Here is a 17,983-nt window from a genome sequence, read left to right as displayed (position 1 = left end):
ATTCCTCCGTTCTCACGCGTTTTTCCGTTCAAAATCCTTCATGAACGCAACCAGCTTTTCCACGCCCTCAACCGGCATGGCATTGTAAATGGAAGCGCGCATTCCGCCCACGGTGCGGTGCCCCTTCAGGTTGACAAAGCCCTCCGCCGCCGCTTCCGAAACAAATTTCGCGTCAAGCGCGGTATCGCCCGTCACGAACGGAACGTTCATCAGGGAGCGGTCTTTCGGAACGACCGTGCCGCGGAACAGCCTGGAGCTGTCAAGAAAATCGTAAAGCAAACCGGCCTTTTTTCGGTTGATCTTTTCCATTTCGGAAAGCCCGCCGACGGTGTTTTTCAGCCAGTCAAGCACCAGCATGCAGATGTAGATCGAATAGCACGGGGGAGTGTTGAACATCGAGCCGTTGTCGGCGTGCGTCTTGTAATTCAGCATGGTCGGGGTGAAATCCATCGCGTCGCCGATCAGGTCGTCGCGGACGATTACAACCGTCAGCCCCGCGGGCCCCATGTTTTTCTGCGCGCCCGCGTAAAGAAGGCCGAATTTGGAAACGTCGATCGGTTCGCTCAGAATGCAGGAGGATACGTCCGCCACAAGCGGAACGTCGCCGGTCTGCGGCAGCTCATGATAAACGGTGCCGTAAATCGTGTTGTTCAGGCAGATGTGGAAATAATCGGCGTCCTTGGAGAAGGTGCCGGGGTCAAGCTCCGGAATATAGGTGAAGGTCTTATCCTTGGAGGACGCGACCACATTGCCTTCGCCGTAGCGGGCGGCTTCCTTCCAGGCCTTTGTCGCCCATTGACCGGTCAGCACAAAGTCCGCCTTATGATGTTTGTTCATCAGGTTCAGCGGTATCATCGCGAACTGGGAGGAGGCGCCGCCCTGCAGGAATAAAACCTTGTAGTTGCAGGGAATTTCCATTACTTCGCGAAGCAAATTCTCCGCGGAACAGATGATCCCCTCGTATTCGCCGGATCGATGGGACATCTCCATGACGGATTGACCGCAGCCCTTATAATCGAGCATTTCGTCCGCGGCGCGGCGAAGAACGGCTTCCGGCAGCATGGATGGGCCTGCGGAAAAGTTGTACACACGTTTCATGATGAACCTCCAATTTAATGTTTTTTCAGCCTAACCAATAATTATTAATTATAATGCGGCTTGCTGGAAAACGCAAGCAGCGAATTGCATTGCTAAAGTGATATTTTTTCATACGATGCCGTTATTTGTTAAGGCTTGAGTTGATCGGTCTGTTTCGCGGATCTTTTGGTGTTGTAAGGGATTCCCCTTTACAGGAAAATCCTGACGTATTTTATCCTGAATAATCAGAGATAATTTATATAAATCTTACAAAATAAAAAAATCCCGAAAATTTCTGTAACAAAACGCCCTCTTCGATTGTTACATTAATGAAATATTTTAAAGAGGAAGGCGATACCAATGCAGTAAGAAAAAATGAAAATCAGTATTGAAAATGAAGATGAGCGGAAAGTGAGGAAAAACTATGATAAAAATTAGGACAAAAGCAATTTCTTGTTTTTTGGGAGTTCTATTAGCAATTAGTGTGACGGGCCCAGCCTTTGCTCAAAGTTCCACAACTCCCGGAACAGTTAAGGACAGTTATGAGTCTGGAGACTTCACGGTAAACGTACCTTCAATAGAAAATTCCAAAATTAGCAATTCCGCGCCAGAGAAATTGTCTGGGGCTTTCACGGTGTCGGATGTAAAAGTAGAAAATACGGACCGGGTACCGGATGAATTGCTTGAAAACGTGAAAGACAGTAACAAGATGGGAGTGCAGTCCGCACTGCCTGATTTACAGATGACATCTATCAAATCTGCTATGTCACAGCCGTTTGAGGACGCTACACCGATTAAATTTTATTCCAAGGTAGCTAACGTGGGTTCGGCCTCTGTAAATAGCATGGTATTTACCTTTTATGTAGACGATGTGTATCAGACGTCCATGAAGGCCTCCGGTTCTTTGAACCCGGGGGAGCAGGCAACGGCCAGCTTTTATATGGACAGTAAAGTAGGTGGTTCTCATACAATAAAGGTAGTTGTTAACGAGTCGAGAGATGTCAAGGAATCTGACTACGACAACAACACGGGCGTTGGCACTTTTCAATGGAAGGCTTGCATCGCCTTGAAAGCTGATTCTGTATCGGCTGGTTTTTCCGTGACCCCAACCATGGAGGACAAAACAATTACTTTTGAATTTTCTAATCGGGGGACGTTGGATGCGGAAAATGTACCGGTTGAATTGGACGTCAATGGCACTACTTTATATTCCCGGTCGTTTTACATTGAAGCAAAAACTTTAAAAAGAGGCCGGTTATCCATTGAATTTCATAAAGCGGGACGGTATACATTCACGTTAAAAGTTGATCCGGATAAGAAAACCAATGATTTGGACCGGTCTAATAATTCTACCAAGTGTTCGGTGGACGCTTTGTATGATGTGGAAACATTTGCTGGAAAGTGGAAGAATCCCGATGGACTTGATGTTCAAATCTGTTCTTCTGGTGCTAAAGAGATTCAAAATGACAATGCTGGTGACAACGCCTTGCTTCATGTGACAACCGCAATAAAAAAGTGGAATGGTCATGTTTCAAGGGCTTCATATGGGAATGTACAGGTTACCAATACAAATAAAATTGATAATGAAATACCTGTCGCTATCCAAGCTACAGCTTTCAATTATAAGGGGAGCAGCGAGGTTTTGGCGCAGACGCAATTATATAAAAAGGATTCAAGTGGAAGGCTTACCTTTATTAACGATGTAGAAACTGATAGTTCTTCATATGCTTTTGCAATAGTATTTTTAAATACGGAATCTTTTAATACGGAAGATTCTAAGGACCAATTGCGAACAATTACACATGAATTTGGACATGTTTTTGGTCTAGCACATCCCACATGCGGAGATACTGCAATTATGAGACAAACGTGGGATCCGCTTAGAGCATATACAATTCAGCCGCATGATGTGTTTAGTTTGAAAGCTCTTTACAAATGAAGGAGGTAATTGTGATGAAAAAGTTTTTCACTGGCGTGATTTTGACATTTGTCCTTTTACTAGTCTGTGCGGTGAACTCCCAATTTACTACAGCAAGATCTGAATCGATATCTTCTATGCCTCATAGCAAAACGGTTCAATATTCACAGGAAAAGTTGGATAGAACAGGGACGCTTCCACAGACATTGAAGAAGATAGAAGACGAAAGTACTTGTATTGTCAAGGGGATATTACAGGATGATGCGAAACAAAAGCTGCAGTACTTTGAAGTGCAACAAACGGGGCAAAAAGTACCTTATATGGGGATTACGGTTTCATCGTTAAAAATAACAGAGGTTTATCGCGGAAATTTTACGAAAGGAGAAATCATACCGCTCGCGGAAAATTATTTTACCGTGGACGAGGGGCAAAGTAAGACGGTTCGATATGATGGAAATTACCTGCCGTCTGAAACAGGGAAGGAATATTTATTCTTTCTTGCGGATGAAACTAAAAAGAAAGAGTGGTACGGAGGAAACTACACTCCCGTTGATAACGAACTTGGCCGCTATCCTGTTGTGACGCGAAATTTGATGCGCGCGCCGTCCGTTGATTCCATGTCGAATGAAGAGCTGAACCTTGGCAAAGATGACGCTGCCAATTACAAAAACATTTATAAAGAGGTCATTGCGAAGTACATGAGGTAACTTTCGGTAAAAGGCCCGCCTTGAAGCAGATTGCTTTTGGGGCGGGCGCTTTTTTAAACGCATCTGTTTGAACCCGTACGGTTTTATGCTATAATAACCGGAGAGGTGATACCGTTGGGAAAATTCAGGCGCGCGGCGCTTTGGGTTCTTGGAATCCTTTCCGCTTTGGGGCTTGTCTGGTTTATCGGGCCGATCCACTGGAACGTGCTGAATATCGGCAATATTTTAGGGATTGCGGTTTGTCTGTTGATTTTGGCGTGTGTGCTTTTGTCCGGCAGGATCAATGCCTTATGCGGCAAAAACCGCGCGGTAAAAAAACTGAAAACAGCGGTTCTGGTTCTGTTCTGCGCCGGCCTTCTGTGGACGGCGGCGCTGACCGGCCTGATGGTTTCGGGCGCGGCCTCCGCCCCGCCGGAAACGGCGACGGTGCTGGTTTTGGGCAGTAAGGTGAGCGGGAACGTTCCCAGCGCGGATCTGAGGGAACGGATTGAAGCGGCGGCGAATTATCTGAACGCGCATCCGGCCGCGGCCTGCGTTGCCTGCGGCGGGCAGGGGCGCGGCGAAAACCGCACGGAAGCGGAAGTCATCCGGGAAGGTCTGGTCAGCCGGGGAGTCGGCGCTTCCCGCGTTTTTCTGGAAGACCGGTCGACCTCCACGCAGGAAAATATCTCAAACGCACAAAAGATCATCGGTCAAAACGGTCTGAACCGCGGGCTTGCGATCGTCACGGACGAATATCATGAATACCGCGCCTGTTCGATTGCGCGCGGGCTCGGCGCTTCGGCGTGGGCGGTTCCCGCGCATACGCCGTGGTATATTTTCTCGGCCTGCTGGGCGCGGGAGCTGCTGGCGCTGTCCGCCTATCTGCTCCTGCCGTAAGGCAGGCCCTTTTTCCAGTCAGTCAAACGGAGGTGCACATGGAAAAACTCTTGCTTCGCGGCGCGCGGCTTGTGGACCCGTCCCGCGCAATGGATGAAACCGGAGACCTGCTGATCTGCGGCGGCAGAATCGCGCAGCTGGGCGGAACGGTCGACTGCGGGGACGCGCGGGTGATCGAAGCGTCCGGCCTTGTCGCCGCGCCGGGCCTCGTGGACCTGCACGTCCATCTGCGTGACCCGGGGTTTTCAGAAAAGGAAGATGTTCTGTCCGGCTGCCGCGCGGCGGCGGCGGGCGGGGTCACCAGCCTGCTCTGCATGCCAAACACGCGCCCCGCTCTGGACCGCGCGGAAACGGTGCGCGGGGTGCTGGATAAGGCGAAACAAGCGGATGCCCGCGTCTATGTTGCCGCCGCGATCACCAAAGGGCTTGCGGGCGCGGAGCCGACCGATCTGAAAGAACTCAAAGAGGCCGGAGCCGCGGCGGTCAGCGACGACGGCAGGCCGGTCGCCGACTCGGTTCTGATGGCCGGAGCAATGCGGGAAGCGGCGAAACTCGGCCTTTTCGTCACTTCCCACTGCGAGGACCTTTCGCTGGCGGGCGGCGGGAAGCTGAACGAGGGCGAGGTGTCGCGCGCGCTGGGCGTTCCGGGGATTCCCGCCGCCGCGGAGGACTGCGGCACCGCGCGCGAGCTGGCGCTGGCGGAGGCGTATCGTCTGCCGGTGCACATCTGCCATGTCAGCACGAAAACCTCCGTCGGGATGATTCGGGACGCAAAGCGGCGCGGGGCTCCGGTTACCTGTGAAACCGCGCCGCATTATTTTGCTCTGACCGAAAGGGAGCTGCTGCGGCGCGACGCGGATTACCGCATGAATCCGCCGCTTCGCACGGAGGAAGACCGCCAAGCTGTGGCGGAAGGGCTGCGGGACGGAACGATCGATGTGATCGCGACCGATCACGCGCCGCACACGCCGCGGGAGAAGGCGGATTTTCTAAGCGCCCCGAGCGGCGCGGTCGGCATGGAAACCAGTCTCGCGGCAGGAATCACGTTTTTGGTTCTGCCGGGGCTTCTGTCCCTGCCGGAGCTGATCCGGAAAATGTCAGTCGCTCCGGCGCGCCTGCTCGGCATTCCGGGCGGAACGCTGGAACCCGGCGCTTCGGCGGACGTCGTGCTGTTCGACCCCGCGGAGCGCTGGACGGTCGACCCGTCAAAACTGCACGGGAAGAGCCGGAATGCGGTTATGAAGGGTATGGAGCTGACGGGCCGCGTCATCATGACGATCCTGAATGGAATGATTGTTTATCAAAAGGAATTGTAAGGAGGAACCAACATGGCGCTGGACCGACTGATTGAAGCCATTGCAAAGAAGCAGAACCCGACGGTGGCGGGGCTCGACCCGAAACTGGACTACATCCCGGGTGATATAAAGGAAAAGGCGTTCCGGCAGTACGGAAAAACGCTGGACGGGGCCGCCGCCGCGATTCTGGAATTTAACAAGGGAATCATCGACGCGCTGTGCCCCATTGTTCCGGCCGTTAAGCCGCAGTGCGCGTATTACGAAATGTACGGCTGGCAGGGGATGAAAGCCCTGCACGACACCATCGCGTACGCAAGGGAAAAAGAGCTGTTCGTCATTACGGACGGCAAGCGCAACGACATCGGCAGCACCATGCAGGCTTACGCCGCGGCGCACCTGGGCAAAACAGAGGTTGCGGGCGAAACGGCGGCCGCGTTCGGCGGCGACGCGCTGACGGTGAACGGGTACCTCGGCTCCGACGGGATTCTTCCGCTTTTGGATGTCTGCCGTGCGGAGGACAAGGGAATCTTCGTGCTGGTCAAGACCTCCAACCGTTCCTCCGACGAAATTCAGAATCAGGCGCTGGAGGGCGGCGAGCCCCTGTATGAGACGATGGGGCAGTACTGTGAGGAGTGGGGCGAGGCCCTGCCCGGCAAATACGGATACTCCGGGGTCGGCGCGGTGGTCGGTGCGACCTGGCCGGCGCAGCTCGGGGAACTGCGCGGGATGCTGTCGAAAACCTTTTTCCTGGTGCCGGGTTACGGCGCGCAGGGCGGCGGCGCGGAGGACGCGGCGCCCGCGTTCGAGCAAAACGGCCTCGGCGCGGTGGTAAACGCATCCCGCTCCATTCTCTGCGCGTGGCAGAAGCAGAACACGGCGCCGGAGGACTACGCCAAAGCCGCCGCGAAAGAAGCTGAAAAGATGCGCGACGCGATCCTGACGAAAATCGGGAGGATCCGTCTGTGAAATCCTATGATACGGCAGCCTGTGAAATTCTGAAAAAGGCCGAAATCGCGCCCGGCTTTTTTGACCTGACCGTTTCCTGCGCGGAGGCGGCGCGCAAGGCCCGCGCGGGGCAGTTCGCCCAGTTTCTGGTGCCGGGGAAAACCCTGCGCCGTCCCATTTCAATCTGCGGCATTGATCGCGCAAACGGCACGCTGCGCTTTGTATTTCAGGTTCGGGGCGAGGGGACCCGGGCGCTGTCCCTTCTGAATCCGGGCGAACCGGTCAACCTGCTCGCGCCGCTTGGGAACGGTTTCGATTTGGGGGACACATCCCGCCGGGCGCTGTTTGTCGGCGGCGGAATCGGGGTTCCGCCATTGCTGGAGGCGGCGAAGCCGTTCGGGAAAAACGCGGTTCTGGCCGCCGGATTCCGCAGCCGGGACGCGGTGATTCTGAAAGACGACTTTGAATCGACCGGATGCGAAACCCGCATTGCGACCGACGATGGTTCGTTCGGGCGCCGCGGGCTGGTTTTGGACCTGATCGGGGACCTTGCGTTCGACGTCGTTTTTGCCTGCGGGCCGAAGCCGATGCTCCGCGCGATCGCGAAGCTTGCGGCAGAGCGCGGCGTTCCGTGCTATGTTTCGATGGAGGAACGCATGGCGTGCGGAATCGGCGCATGCCTTGGCTGTGCGGTAAAGCTGCGCGGGGAAAACGGGGATTATTTTGGGCATGTGTGCAAAGACGGCCCGGTTTTTGATGCGGAAACCGTTGTGTGGGAGGAATGAAAATGGCGGATTTACAGGTGAATATTGCGGGCGTAACGTTCGGCAATCCGCTGATCGCGGCCTCCGGCACATTCGGCTTCGGCAGGGAATTCGCACAGTTCTATCCGCTTTCCACGCTTGGAGGCGTCGCCTGCAAGGGCCTGACGCTCCGGGAGCGGGCCGGCAACCCGCCGCCGCGCATCGCCGAAACGCCGGGCGGGATGCTGAACTCGGTCGGGCTGCAGAACCCGGGCGTCGAGCATTTTATCCGGGAGGATCTGCCTTGGCTGCGGGAACAGGGCACTGCGGTGATCGCGAATATTGCCGGAAACACGCCGGAGGAGTACTGCAAAATGGCGGAACGTCTTTCGGAAGCCGAGGTTGACATGGTCGAGCTGAACATCTCCTGCCCGAACGTGAAGCAGGGCGGCGCGGCCTTCGGAACGTCGTGTGAAAGCGCGGCGGCGGTTACGGCGGCGGTTCGCAGGTACTGCAAAAAGCCGCTGATGGTTAAGCTTTCCCCGAACGTCACCGACATCGGGGAAATCGCGGCGGCGGTCGAGGGCGCGGGAGCGGACGCGCTGTCGATGATCAACACGCTGACCGGCATGCGCATCGACCTTCGCACCCGCCGCCCGATTCTGAAAAACAACACGGGCGGCCTTTCCGGCCCGGCGCTGCTGCCGGTCGCCCTGCGGATGGTCTGGCAGGCAAGCTCCCGCGTGAAAATCCCGGTCGTGGGCCTCGGAGGCATTTCAACCTGGCGGGATGTGGTGGAAATGCTGTTGGCGGGTGCGTCCGCCGTGCAGATCGGCACCGTCCTGTTTTCCGATCCCTACGCGCCGGTTAAAATTCTGGAGGGGCTGGAAGCTTACCTGAATGAGAATGAAATTCCGGCGGTTTCGGAGCTGACCGGGAAGGTGAAGCCATGGTAGAGAAAAAGGAAAACTGTCCGTGCCCGCGCCTCAAATGCAGACGGCACGGTGATTGTGAGGCGTGCAGAGAACATCATCACAGGCCGGGGAATCCGCCGTACTGTGAAAGAGAGAAAAAAACGGAGGGAAAACTAAATTGACAAGATTGGTATTCGTCCGCCACTGCGAGGCGGAGGGGAACACAAAGGGCGTTCTTCAGGGGCGCACGGACTGCGACGTCAGCGGAAACAGCGCGGTTCAGCTGGAGCTGGTTTCCATGCGCCTGCGCAACGAGCCGTTTGACGCCATATATTCCAGCCCGCTCAAGCGCGCGTTCAAGACGGCGCAGGCAATCAACCGCTACCACAATCTTCCGATTCAGGTGGATAAGCGCCTTTCGGAAATCGACGTCGGAGTCTGGGAAGGGCGTTCCTGGGCGGAAATTGAGCGCGAGGATTCCCCGATGGTTGCCGTTTGGAACGAATTTCCCGGAAAGTTCCATGCGGAGGGCGGAGAGTCGATGCGGGAGGTTTACGACCGCATGTGGACGGCCGCGTTGGAAATCGCCGGGGCTAATCTGGGAAAAACCGTCTGTGTCGTTTCCCACGGATGCGCGATCCGGAACCTGTTGTGCCATGCTTTGGGCTGGCCGGTCGACCGGGTCGGGGAGATCGGCTGGTGCGACAACACGGCCGTCAGCGTGGTTGACTTTGACGACGAGCTGAGGGCGAAGGTCGTCAAAATGAACGACGCCTCCCATATTCCGCCGGAGCTTTCCGTTTACCGCAGAAACGGGAGGGATCTGTCGGACGCCAAGGCGGTCGCGCCGTGAAGATTCTTGCCGTCGACCTCGGAATGGCGCGAACCGGGCTGGCTGTGTGCGACGAGGGCGAGGTGCTGGCCTCGCCGGTCCGCGTTGTGGCTCAGCGGAACCGGGAACGGCTGGCCGAAGCCGTCGCGCAGGAAGCGAAAACCCTCGCAGTGAAACAGATCGTTGTGGGCCTGCCGCGCAACATGGACGGCTCGGAGGGCGAAAGCGCCCAAAACGCCAGAAAGTTTGCGGAGCTGTTGAAGGCGCAAAGCGGCCTGCCGGTCGAGCTTTGGGATGAGCGCGGAACAACAATCACCGCGCACGGGTATCTGAATGACACGGATACGCGCGGGAAAAAGCGCAAAGCGGTCATTGACGCCGTCGCGGCTACGGTGATTTTGCAGGATTACCTTGCCTTTCGCAGAAATCAAAAAAACGGAAAGCGTCCGTAACCCCGTAAACGGGTCGGGAAGCTTTCCGCTTTTCTATTTTGGGCCGCTATCTACTGCTGTTGCTGCTCGTATTCCCGGTCCTGCCCCAGATAAAACAGCGCGACGGTTCCGGTTCCCGTGTGTGCGCCGATAACCGGCCCGATCGGCGCCGTTTCAATCTGGTTGACGCCAAAACGTCTTTTGATCTCGGAGGCGACGTACTCGCAGCCCTCCGGCGAATCGCTGTGGCTGATAAAAATCATCTGTTTGTCGGGTTCGATGCAGGTCTTTTCCATGTGGCTGATCAACGAGTCCAGCGACTGCTTGCGCCCGCGGATTTTTTCCATGAGGATGATATGCCCCTGATCGTCAAAGTGCATGACGGGCTTAATACCGAGCATGGTCCCGACCAGAGCGGAAGCGCCGGAAATTCTTCCTCCGCGCTTTAAATGGTTCAGGTCGTCGACCGTGAACCAATGGTGCATTCGGTTGCGGTTCTGCTCCATCCAGCTTCGGACTTCCTCCAGGGAAGCGCCGCCGCGCTTCATCATCGCGGCGTGGTACACCAGCAGGCCCTCCCCCATGGAAGCTGCCAGCGTGTCAGCCGTCGCAATTCTGCGCTGCGGATACTTTGCCGCTAACTCCTTCGCCGCGATCACGGAATTGTTATAGGTTCCGCTCAGGCCTGAGGAAAAGCCGAGGTAGAGAACGTCCTGCCCGGCGGCGAGATACGGCTCGAAGGTTTCCGTAAAGGTGGCAATGCTGATCTGATTGGTTGTGGAAGTTTCGCCCGCGGCAATTCGTCGGTAAAACTCATGGGAGGAGAGATCGCGTTCGTCCGGATAATCCAGCAGGGAGTCGTCCCCGATCGTAAAGCTCATGGGGATGACGGCAAGGTCCAGTCTTTCTGTCTGCTCTTGGGTCAGATCGGTATTGGAATCCGTTATAATTCTGTAATCGCTCATTTCATCGGAACCCCTTTCCGGAATTGGTGGTTGTCTTTTTAAACACATTATACCTTTTATTGCCAATTTTGTCCATAAAATGATGGATAAAAAGAAAAAAGCCCCTGAAATTCAGGGACAATCTTTATAAATATAAAAGACCCGCCTGGCCGTAACGTGCTGAATAACCTGCTACCAGTAGCAGGTGGGTGCCCGCCCGGCGGCTTCGCACTCCCTTCGTCCGGCAAAAGCCGGGAGGTCTGAAGTCCGCCGCCGGAGCCGAAGCTCCCGATTCATAATTGTAGGGTTATTTCTGCACAAATCCGCGCACCAGGCAGGATACAAACAAAATCAGTCTTCGATATTATTCTCATCCTCCGGCAAATCGCCGTCGGAATCGTCGTCTTCATCGCTGTACAGCTCCTCAAACCGGCTTTCAAACTGTTCCGCGAGCCGGTCAAGCAGAGCTTCGTCATCCACCTCTGCGAGCTGCTGTTCACCGTTTTCTTCTATAGATTCAAAAATATAATAGGTTCCTTCTGCGTCGATTTTATCCTGAGGGTCACTGAGAACGGGCAGCAAAGCGTAAAAGCAACCGTCGTCGTTGTCGATGACATCCAGTATTTCAAACTCATGCTCATTGCCTTCATCGTCCACCAGGGTCAGGATATCAGGGCCGAATTCGTCTTGCATCAGGGAACTCTCCTTACGATTCATTTCTGTTTTCTCGTCGTTATCATTCTACGCTGATAGGGCCGACAAGTCAACAGGAAAATTATACGAGTAAAAATTATACTAAAAATTTTTTGATATTTTTAAAAAATATATTGACTTATACCACAATAGTCTTTATAATATAAATGTAAGGAAAAGGGAAAACAAAGATCGATGCGGTTTCCCATTTGCGGCCGGGGCTGCAGGAGAAAGGGAAACAAAGGAAGCGCATCGAAAAGAAACGAACTTTTCTGCTGAGAAGGGAGTGAGTCCAATGGGCAGGGATGAGGACCGGCAGACAGCGCAGCCGTCGTTCGTTGGGCGGGGACTTTCAGAAAATCAAGGAAAGGAATGAAGCGGATAACGGCCTATTGCAGGAACGGATTTTTGCCCGGCCGGCGCACCGCAGGTTACTTTCACAGCTGATTCGGGCTTCGAAATGAAGCTTTCTTCCGGGACAGAATGACAAGGCGGCTCAGTGAAAAACGCATGTGGGCTCGGACCGGAGAAACATTTAATTGGTGATTCCGATGTATTGATTTGGGGAGTTTTTTCCCGCGGCAAAACCGGTTTCTGGCGAATCGGTTTTCTGCCGGGACGAAAGACAAGACAATTCACACAGTTTATATTGCAGGGCTCCGGCGGATACCGCCGGAGCCCTCGTTAAGTTTTCGGGAAAACTTCTTGACAAATCTGAAACGGTCGTTTATAGTTAAGAAAAACACGGATAGACAAATGCGATGATTGGGAAAAGTAGCGTGCTTTCTCCGCGGAAGAGAATTGCCGGTCGGTGCGAGGCATGGCGGGGACCGCGTGAAATATCACCCATAAGCATTCATCTGAAGGGCCTTTCGGCCTGCGTAGGAGCGAACGGCCGGCAGCCGTTACCTTGCCGGGCATTGAAAACGATGCCTAACGAGCGGCCGTCCCGAAGGACGGCAAGAAGAGTGGTACCGCAGAAGCTTTTCAGGGCTTTTGCCTCTTTGGAGGCAAAAGCCCTTTTTGCGTCTGTGCGGCAGATTCCGCAGATCATGCGCGGTTGTCTCGATGTGTTCAAATTTTGGAGGGAAGAATTATGAATGCTTTGAAAAAACTGAGTGACCTTGCCGGAAAGTACATGGCGGTTCTTTCGCTGGCTGTCGCCGTTGTCGCCCTGCTCTCCCCGCGTGCCTTTACCTGGGCTGCTCCTCACATCACGCTGCTGCTGGGAGTCGTGATGTTCGGGATGGGCTTAACGCTCAAGTTTTCTGATTTCAGAGAAGTTTTCCGCAGACCGAAGGATGTTTTCGCAGGCTTTCTGTTCCAGTTTACGGTCATGCCGATTGTCGCGTTCGCGCTGGCAAAGCTTTTCCAGCTGCCCGCCGACCTGGCGGTCGGCGTGATATTGGTCGGCACCTGTCCGGGCGGCACTTCTTCCAACGTCATGACTTATCTCGCCAAGGGCGACGTGGCCCTTTCCGTCAGCATGACCATGGTTTCCACCGCCGCCGCTCCGCTGATGACGCCGCTGCTGACCTGGTGGCTGGCCGGAACCTGGGTCTCGGTGTCGTTCTGGTCGATGTTCCTTTCCATCTGCAAGGTTGTTCTGCTTCCGATTGTACTCGGGCTGATGGTCCATAGGCTGTTCGGAGACAAAGTTACCGCGTTCAACGATGTTCTGCCGCTGGTTTCCGTAACCGCCATCGCGCTGATCATCGGGGCCGTCGTCGGCGGGAACGCCGCGAAGATCATGACAAGCGGCCTTTTGGTCTGCCTGGTTGTGATTCTTCATAATATGTGCGGCTACGGCCTTGGCTTTCTCGGTGCGAAGCTGTTTGGGATGGACGCCGCGAAGCGCAACGCCGTGGCGATTGAGGTCGGCATGCAGAACTCCGGGCTTGCCGTCACCCTTGCCGCCGCGCATTTTTCACCGGCCGCCGCGATTCCGGGCGCGATCTTCAGTGTGTGGCACAATTTTTCCGGTTCGATCGTCGCGAATCTGATGGCGAATCATATGAGGAAAATCTCCGCTTTGAAAAAATCCCTGGCAGAATAATACGGACGTTTTATGAACGGCGCTTCGATCACCCCCTTGCGGGGTGATTTTTTTAAGCGTTTATGGTATGATAATCGGAAAGAAAGGGTGTGGTCGGCAGTGAATCCAACACAACGTCGGGAACAGATTCTTAAAATTTTAAAGAGCGGCGATTCGCCCGTCAGCGCGGGGGTACTGGCCGGAGAACTGAATGTCAGCCGGCAGGTCATCGTGGGGGATATCGCTCTTTTGCGCGCGGCGAATCAGCCGATCACCGCAACGCCCAGGGGCTACCTCCTGGAAAGCGGAGAGGTTCGGCCGGGCGAGCTGCTGCGGACCGTTGCCTGCAGGCATGACCGGGAAGGCATCGCCCGCGAGCTGTATGCCGCCGTGGACAACGGCTGCGGGGTGCTCGACGTGATTGTGGAACACGCCGTTTACGGCCAGATTTCCGGACGGCTTCAGATTTTTTCGCGGTTTGACGCGGACGATTTTGTCCGGAAGCTGGAGAAAAGCCGGTCGCTTCCCTTATGCGATCTGACGGGCGGGGTGCATCTTCACACCATCTCCTGCCCGAACGAAGACGCGTACCGGCGTGTTTTGGAAAAGCTGAAACAGGAAAATATTTTGTTTGAACGGGAATAATTGAGAGTCGGGGCTTGACTTTTTTCATTCTCCTGCTAGAATAGTCTTAACAGGTGTAAAGACATATGAAATGACATATCCCGAATGGGAGTCTGAGGAGAGTGATCATTATGAACCGCAAAAATGCCATGCAGAACATCCAGACCATGACGATCGCGGCTTTGCTGTGCGCCGTGGGAATCGTCATTCCCATGACCTTTCCAAAAATCGTGATTGGGCCGGCTTCGTTCACTTTAGCCAGCCATGTGCCGATTTTTCTGGCGATGTTTATCTCGCCGGGGGTCGCCGTGGCGGTCACTCTTGGGACGACGCTCGGATTCTTCCTGTCGGGGCTTCCGCTGGTCATTACGCTGCGCGCGCTGAGCCACATCATTTTTGTTGTGATCGGCTCCGTCATGCTGCAGAAGAGGCCGGCTGCGATGATGTTTTCGGCGAAGACTTTCCTGTTCGGCCTTTTTCTGGGCGTGATCCATGCCGCGAGTGAAGTGGTTGTGGTTACGTTTTTCTACTTCGGCGGCCGGCTTTCCAGTGCGGTTTACTCCAGCGGTTATGTCATGTTTGCGCTGTTGCTGATCGGACTCGGCGGCTTGATCCACAGCATGGTCGATTTCGGAATTTCCGTCGCCGCGTGGAAGCCGGTTTCCAGAGTGATCCGAATTCCGGTCAGCGCGAGGGCGAAGGGGTAAAACGCCGCCAGAGCTCTTGCCGATCGGTATGAAGTCAGCGTGGATTATCTGCTGGAGCGCACGGAAGAGAAGCGGCCCTATCGGCGAAGGCGAATCGGGAAAGGCAAAATTGAATCCATAGGGAAGAACGCACCCTGAGCGGCTTTGAAAACCGGTCGGGGTGCGTTTTACTATTTTTTCATATAAATAATTCCCAGTGTTCCGGGGCCGCAGTGGGTGCAGACCGTGCTGTTGGCTTCGGTTTCGATGACCTCTTCAAACTTTGCCAGCCTGCCGATCTGCTTGAGGATGGATTCCGTCACACGGGGAGACAGTTTTGAATGCGTGACGAAAATCCGCCGCAAATCGATGTCCGCGCGGCCCTGCAAACGGTCCGATACATAGGAGGTCAGGCATTTTTCAAGAGTTCCGCGATATTTTTTTCCGACTTTCATCGCGCCGTCGCGAACCTCGATACAGGGCTTGAGAGAAAGCAGATTTGCGCCGAGCGCGGCGACGGCGGAACAGCGGCCGCCTTTATGCAGGTAACTCAGCGTATCGATGACAAAGCTGGTTTCAACCTTCGGAATCAGCTCCGTGACGGCACGCGCGATATGGTCGGCGTCGAGGCCCGACGCGGCCAGCTCCGCGGCGCGCACGGCGAGGTGACCGATTCCCGTGGAGAGGTTGGCGGTGTCGATCACGCGGACGTTTCCAAGCTCTTCGGCGGCAATAACCGCGTTCTGGTAGCATGCGGACATGGAGCTGCTGATGGTAAAATGGAGAATGCTTCTGCCGGCAAGTTTGTACGGCAGAAACCGGTCCAGATAATCCTTGACCGTAACGGCCGACGTTTTCGGGAGCTTTCCGGTCTTCCGGACATAGTCGTACAGGTCGTCCGGCGAAATTTCAAATTTATCGCGGTAAGACTTGTTCCCCAGCGCAACGTACAGGGGAATCAGGTCGATATCATACTTTTCCAAAACGGCGTCGGAAAGGTCGCACGTACTGTCCGCCGTGATTTTCACCTGACGCGAAGGATTGATGCTGTTGCTGTTAAGTTCGTTCATTGTTTTCCTCCAAGCCTGTCATAGCAGGATAAACTTATTTTATCATGTTGCGGGGCGGTTTTCAATGGGTGCCGCGCCGGAGAGCCGCGGGGGAAAACGGACGGGGCCGTCCTGATTTCGAAAATATTTTGCCGTACCATTTGATTATTTACCCGGAAAGTCTTAAAATAAGAATACTATTGTACAGGCTGGAGGAACTAGATTGTCTGACTTTCAAAGCGAGATCGGCAGAAGAAGGACTTTTGCAATCATCTCACACCCCGACGCGGGCAAAACCACTCTGACGGAAAAGCTGCTGCTGTACGGCGGGGCGATCGCTCTTGCCGGTTCCGTCAAGGGAAAAAAAGCGCAGCGGCACGCGGTTTCCGACTGGATGGAAATTGAAAAGCAAAGGGGAATTTCCGTTACCTCTTCCGTGATGCAGTTTCAGTATGACGGATGCTGCATCAATATTCTGGATACCCCGGGCCACGAGGATTTTTCGGAGGACACCTACCGCACGCTGATGGCGGCGGACTCCGCCGTGATGGTGCTGGACGCATCCAAAGGCGTCGAGCGGCAGACCAGAAAGCTGTTTAAGGTCTGCACTTTGCGGCATATCCCGATCATCACGTTTATCAACAAAATGGACCGCGCCGCGCGCGACCCGTTCGAGCTGATGGAGGAAATCGAAAATCTTCTCGGTATCCGCACCTGCCCGGTCAACTGGCCGATCGGCTCCGGAAAGGAATTTCAGGGCGTTTACGACAGGGAATCGAAAAAGATTTTGATTTTCCACGCGAACAGCGACGCGGTTTTTGAATCCAAAGAAGTTAAATCAACCGAAGTTTCGCTTGACGACCCGCATCTGGAATCCGCCATCGGCGCGGATTTTGCCGCGAAGCTGAGGGACGACGTGGAGCTGCTCGACGGAGCGGGCGACGGGTTTGACCTGGAGGCTGTCCGGGAGGGAAAGCTGTCGCCGGTGTTTTTTGGCTCCGCGCTGACAAATTTCGGCGTGGAACCCTTTTTAAAGGAATTTTTGCAGATGACGACGGCGCCGCTGCCGCGCAACTCGGATTCCGGCGTAGTCAATCCGTTCGACCCGGATTTTTCGGCGTTCGTCTTTAAGATTCAGGCGAACATGAACAAAGCGCACCGCGACCGCATCGCGTTTATCCGCATCTGTTCCGGCAAGTTCGAAAAGGGAATGGAAGTATTCCACGTGCAGGGCGGGCGCAAGGTCAAGCTCGCGCAGCCGCAGCATTTGATGGCGCAGGACCGCGAGGTGATCGAGGAAGCGTATGCCGGCGACATCATCGGCCTGTTCGACCCCGGAGTCTTTTCCATCGGGGACACGCTCTGCGCGGCGGACAAACCGTTCCGGTTCGAGGGAATTCCGACCTTTGCCCCGGAGCATTTCTCCCGCGTGCAGCAGGCGGACACCATGAAGCGCAAGCAGTTTGTCAAGGGAATGACCCAGATTGCCCAGGAGGGCGCCATTCAGATTTTCCACGAGCCGGATTCCGGTCTGGAGGAAGTCGTGGTCGGCGTGGTCGGGACCCTCCAGTTCGACGTTCTGCAGTACCGGCTGAAAAACGAATATAATGTGGAAATCCGCATGACGCCCCTGCCTTATGAGGAAATCCGCTGGATCGAAAGTGCGGAGCTCGATCTGAAAACGCTCGACCTGACCAGCGACACCAAGCGCGTGCAGGATGTGCGCGGAAACAATCTGCTGCTGTTTTGCAACAACTGGAGCATCCAGTGGGCGCTTGACCACAACAGGGGGCTCAGGCTTTCCGAGTTCGGCGGCACCGACTTCGAGCGCTAGGCGGCAAGTTGCTGAGCCTAACGGCCCGCGGCCGGCCGATCTGCCTGGTGCGACGGAACAAAGCCGCTCTCAAGAGAATGAAAACATCCGCCATCGGTTTTCCGAAGGCGGATGTTTTTCTTTCGTAAAAAGGCTATTTCGATTTTTTGAAGTAGGCTTCATACACACAAATGCAAAACCTCATAAATATGGTGTTGGATAAGAGCGGACTTTAAACTTAAATATCTTTACTGTAATTAACACTGCGGGTGGCCTGATGAAAGCTTTTAATCTCCTTTTTGGGAATTGCTTTTAATATTCTAAATGATAATTATCTTAAAGTCAACTTGATAACAAAAGGAAAGATTGATGAAAAAACAGAAAGATATTTTGAATGA

The 17,983-nt window shown here is 54.6% G+C and carries 17 protein-coding genes, 1 other RNA gene and 1 other annotated feature; of the genes, 13 read left to right on the top strand and 5 right to left on the bottom strand.

From position 1 onward, the window contains the following. Window positions 1–12: 12 nt before the first annotated feature. Entirely contained in the window at window positions 13–1,098 is a 1,086-nt protein-coding gene (serC, locus tag CAFE_RS16825) for a 3-phosphoserine/phosphohydroxythreonine transaminase (RefSeq protein WP_156991266.1), read from the bottom strand. A 403-nt stretch (window positions 1,099–1,501) separates the two neighbouring features. Here serC and CAFE_RS16820 point away from each other — a divergent pair, with 403 nt between their 5' ends. From CAFE_RS16820 to ruvX, 9 genes are all read left to right on the top strand, one after another. Beyond that, window positions 1,502–3,016: a CARDB domain-containing protein gene (locus CAFE_RS16820; protein WP_156991265.1), complete on the top strand. Its 1,515-nt coding sequence runs from the start codon at window positions 1,502–1,504 to the stop codon at window positions 3,014–3,016. A 14-nt stretch (window positions 3,017–3,030) separates the two neighbouring features. Beyond that, on the top strand, window positions 3,031–3,702 hold the full coding sequence (locus CAFE_RS16815) for a hypothetical protein (protein ID WP_156991264.1): 672 nt from the start codon (window positions 3,031–3,033) through the stop codon (window positions 3,700–3,702). A 114-nt stretch (window positions 3,703–3,816) separates the two neighbouring features. After that, on the top strand, window positions 3,817–4,581 hold the full coding sequence (locus CAFE_RS16810; protein ID WP_156991263.1) for a YdcF family protein: 765 nt from the start codon (window positions 3,817–3,819) through the stop codon (window positions 4,579–4,581). A 38-nt stretch (window positions 4,582–4,619) separates the two neighbouring features. Next, window positions 4,620–5,897, top strand: coding sequence for a dihydroorotase (locus CAFE_RS16805; protein ID WP_156991262.1), 1,278 nt, complete (start codon window positions 4,620–4,622; stop codon window positions 5,895–5,897). Window positions 5,898–5,909: 12 nt separating this feature from the next. Further along, window positions 5,910–6,842 carry an orotidine-5'-phosphate decarboxylase gene (gene pyrF / locus CAFE_RS16800; RefSeq protein ID WP_156991261.1) on the top strand — a complete coding sequence of 311 codons (933 nt, stop codon included), beginning with the start codon at window positions 5,910–5,912 and terminating at the stop codon, window positions 6,840–6,842. Beyond that, window positions 6,839–7,606, top strand: a complete 768-nt coding sequence (locus CAFE_RS16795; protein WP_330594077.1) for a dihydroorotate dehydrogenase electron transfer subunit — start codon at window positions 6,839–6,841, stop codon at window positions 7,604–7,606. The genes pyrF and CAFE_RS16795 overlap by 4 nt, the downstream gene beginning before the upstream one ends. A gap of 2 nt (window positions 7,607–7,608) precedes the next feature. Then, window positions 7,609–8,520 (top strand): dihydroorotate dehydrogenase, encoded by a 912-nt coding sequence (locus tag CAFE_RS16790; protein WP_139104166.1) that lies wholly within the window; start codon window positions 7,609–7,611, stop codon window positions 8,518–8,520. A gap of 136 nt (window positions 8,521–8,656) precedes the next feature. After that, on the top strand, window positions 8,657–9,331 hold the full coding sequence (locus tag CAFE_RS16785) for a histidine phosphatase family protein (RefSeq protein WP_066650290.1): 675 nt from the start codon (window positions 8,657–8,659) through the stop codon (window positions 9,329–9,331). Next, window positions 9,328–9,762 (top strand): Holliday junction resolvase RuvX, encoded by a 435-nt coding sequence (ruvX, locus tag CAFE_RS16780; protein ID WP_066650291.1) that lies wholly within the window; start codon window positions 9,328–9,330, stop codon window positions 9,760–9,762. Before CAFE_RS16785 ends, ruvX begins: the two co-directional genes overlap by 4 nt. Before the next feature lie 50 nt (window positions 9,763–9,812). On the opposite strand, the gene CAFE_RS16775 is transcribed toward ruvX, so the two are convergent. From CAFE_RS16775 to CAFE_RS16765, 3 genes are all read right to left on the bottom strand, one after another. Continuing rightward, the gene (locus CAFE_RS16775) at window positions 9,813–10,706 is read right to left on the bottom strand and encodes a DegV family protein (protein WP_156991260.1); all 894 of its coding nucleotides are present in this window, start codon (window positions 10,704–10,706) and stop codon (window positions 9,813–9,815) included. 134 nt (window positions 10,707–10,840) lie between these two features. Continuing rightward, window positions 10,841–11,029, bottom strand: a non-coding RNA gene (gene ssrS / locus CAFE_RS16770) — 6S RNA. A 7-nt stretch (window positions 11,030–11,036) separates the two neighbouring features. After that, window positions 11,037–11,402 carry a DUF1292 domain-containing protein gene (locus CAFE_RS16765; protein ID WP_228724941.1) on the bottom strand — a complete coding sequence of 122 codons (366 nt, stop codon included), beginning with the start codon at window positions 11,400–11,402 and terminating at the stop codon, window positions 11,037–11,039. A gap of 728 nt (window positions 11,403–12,130) precedes the next feature. Further along, window positions 12,131–12,385, top strand: a binding site (T-box leader). A gap of 89 nt (window positions 12,386–12,474) precedes the next feature. Between CAFE_RS16765 and CAFE_RS16760 the strand changes: the two genes are divergently transcribed. The 3 genes from CAFE_RS16760 (at window position 12,475) to CAFE_RS16750 (ending at window position 14,744) form a co-directional block, all read left to right on the top strand. Then, window positions 12,475–13,434, top strand: coding sequence for a bile acid:sodium symporter family protein (locus CAFE_RS16760; protein ID WP_156991259.1), 960 nt, complete (start codon window positions 12,475–12,477; stop codon window positions 13,432–13,434). Window positions 13,435–13,533: 99 nt separating this feature from the next. Next, window positions 13,534–14,058, top strand: a complete 525-nt coding sequence (locus tag CAFE_RS16755; RefSeq protein WP_066650303.1) for a transcription repressor NadR — start codon at window positions 13,534–13,536, stop codon at window positions 14,056–14,058. Between the two features lie 110 nt (window positions 14,059–14,168). Further along, a complete protein-coding gene (locus tag CAFE_RS16750; protein WP_066650306.1) occupies window positions 14,169–14,744 on the top strand; it encodes a hypothetical protein in 576 nt (191 codons plus the stop codon). Between the two features lie 170 nt (window positions 14,745–14,914). Here CAFE_RS16750 and CAFE_RS16745 read toward each other — a convergent pair whose 3' ends face one another. Beyond that, on the bottom strand, window positions 14,915–15,793 hold the full coding sequence (locus CAFE_RS16745; RefSeq protein WP_156991258.1) for a DegV family protein: 879 nt from the start codon (window positions 15,791–15,793) through the stop codon (window positions 14,915–14,917). Between the two features lie 202 nt (window positions 15,794–15,995). Between CAFE_RS16745 and CAFE_RS16740 the strand changes: the two genes are divergently transcribed. Then, window positions 15,996–17,606, top strand: coding sequence for a peptide chain release factor 3 (locus CAFE_RS16740; RefSeq protein ID WP_156991257.1), 1,611 nt, complete (start codon window positions 15,996–15,998; stop codon window positions 17,604–17,606). Window positions 17,607–17,983: the final 377 nt, after the last annotated feature.

The organism is Caproicibacter fermentans (genome assembly GCF_009746625.1).
Taxonomy (GTDB): domain Bacteria; phylum Bacillota; class Clostridia; order Oscillospirales; family Acutalibacteraceae; genus Caproicibacter; species Caproicibacter fermentans.
This window is presented reverse-complemented; position numbering and strand designations above follow the sequence as displayed.

Bases quoted from the DNA above. Each gene is read 5' to 3' on its own strand.
- CAFE_RS16775 (WP_156991260.1), bottom strand. From the start codon at position 10,706: ATGAGCGATTACAGAATTATAACGGATTCCAATACCGATCTGACCCAA.
- CAFE_RS16815 (WP_156991264.1), top strand. From the start codon at position 3,031: ATGAAAAAGTTTTTCACTGGCGTGATTTTGACATTTGTCCTTTTACTA.
- CAFE_RS16760 (WP_156991259.1), top strand. From the start codon at position 12,475: ATGAATGCTTTGAAAAAACTGAGTGACCTTGCCGGAAAGTACATGGCG.
- serC (WP_156991266.1), bottom strand. From the start codon at position 1,098: ATGAAACGTGTGTACAACTTTTCCGCAGGCCCATCCATGCTGCCGGAA.
- CAFE_RS16745 (WP_156991258.1), bottom strand. From the start codon at position 15,793: ATGAACGAACTTAACAGCAACAGCATCAATCCTTCGCGTCAGGTGAAA.
- CAFE_RS16790 (WP_139104166.1), top strand. From the start codon at position 7,609: ATGGCGGATTTACAGGTGAATATTGCGGGCGTAACGTTCGGCAATCCG.
- pyrF (WP_156991261.1), top strand. From the start codon at position 5,910: ATGGCGCTGGACCGACTGATTGAAGCCATTGCAAAGAAGCAGAACCCG.
- CAFE_RS16820 (WP_156991265.1), top strand. From the start codon at position 1,502: ATGATAAAAATTAGGACAAAAGCAATTTCTTGTTTTTTGGGAGTTCTA.
- CAFE_RS16805 (WP_156991262.1), top strand. From the start codon at position 4,620: ATGGAAAAACTCTTGCTTCGCGGCGCGCGGCTTGTGGACCCGTCCCGC.
- CAFE_RS16765 (WP_228724941.1), bottom strand. From the start codon at position 11,402: ATGAATCGTAAGGAGAGTTCCCTGATGCAAGACGAATTCGGCCCTGAT.
- CAFE_RS16750 (WP_066650306.1), top strand. From the start codon at position 14,169: ATGAACCGCAAAAATGCCATGCAGAACATCCAGACCATGACGATCGCG.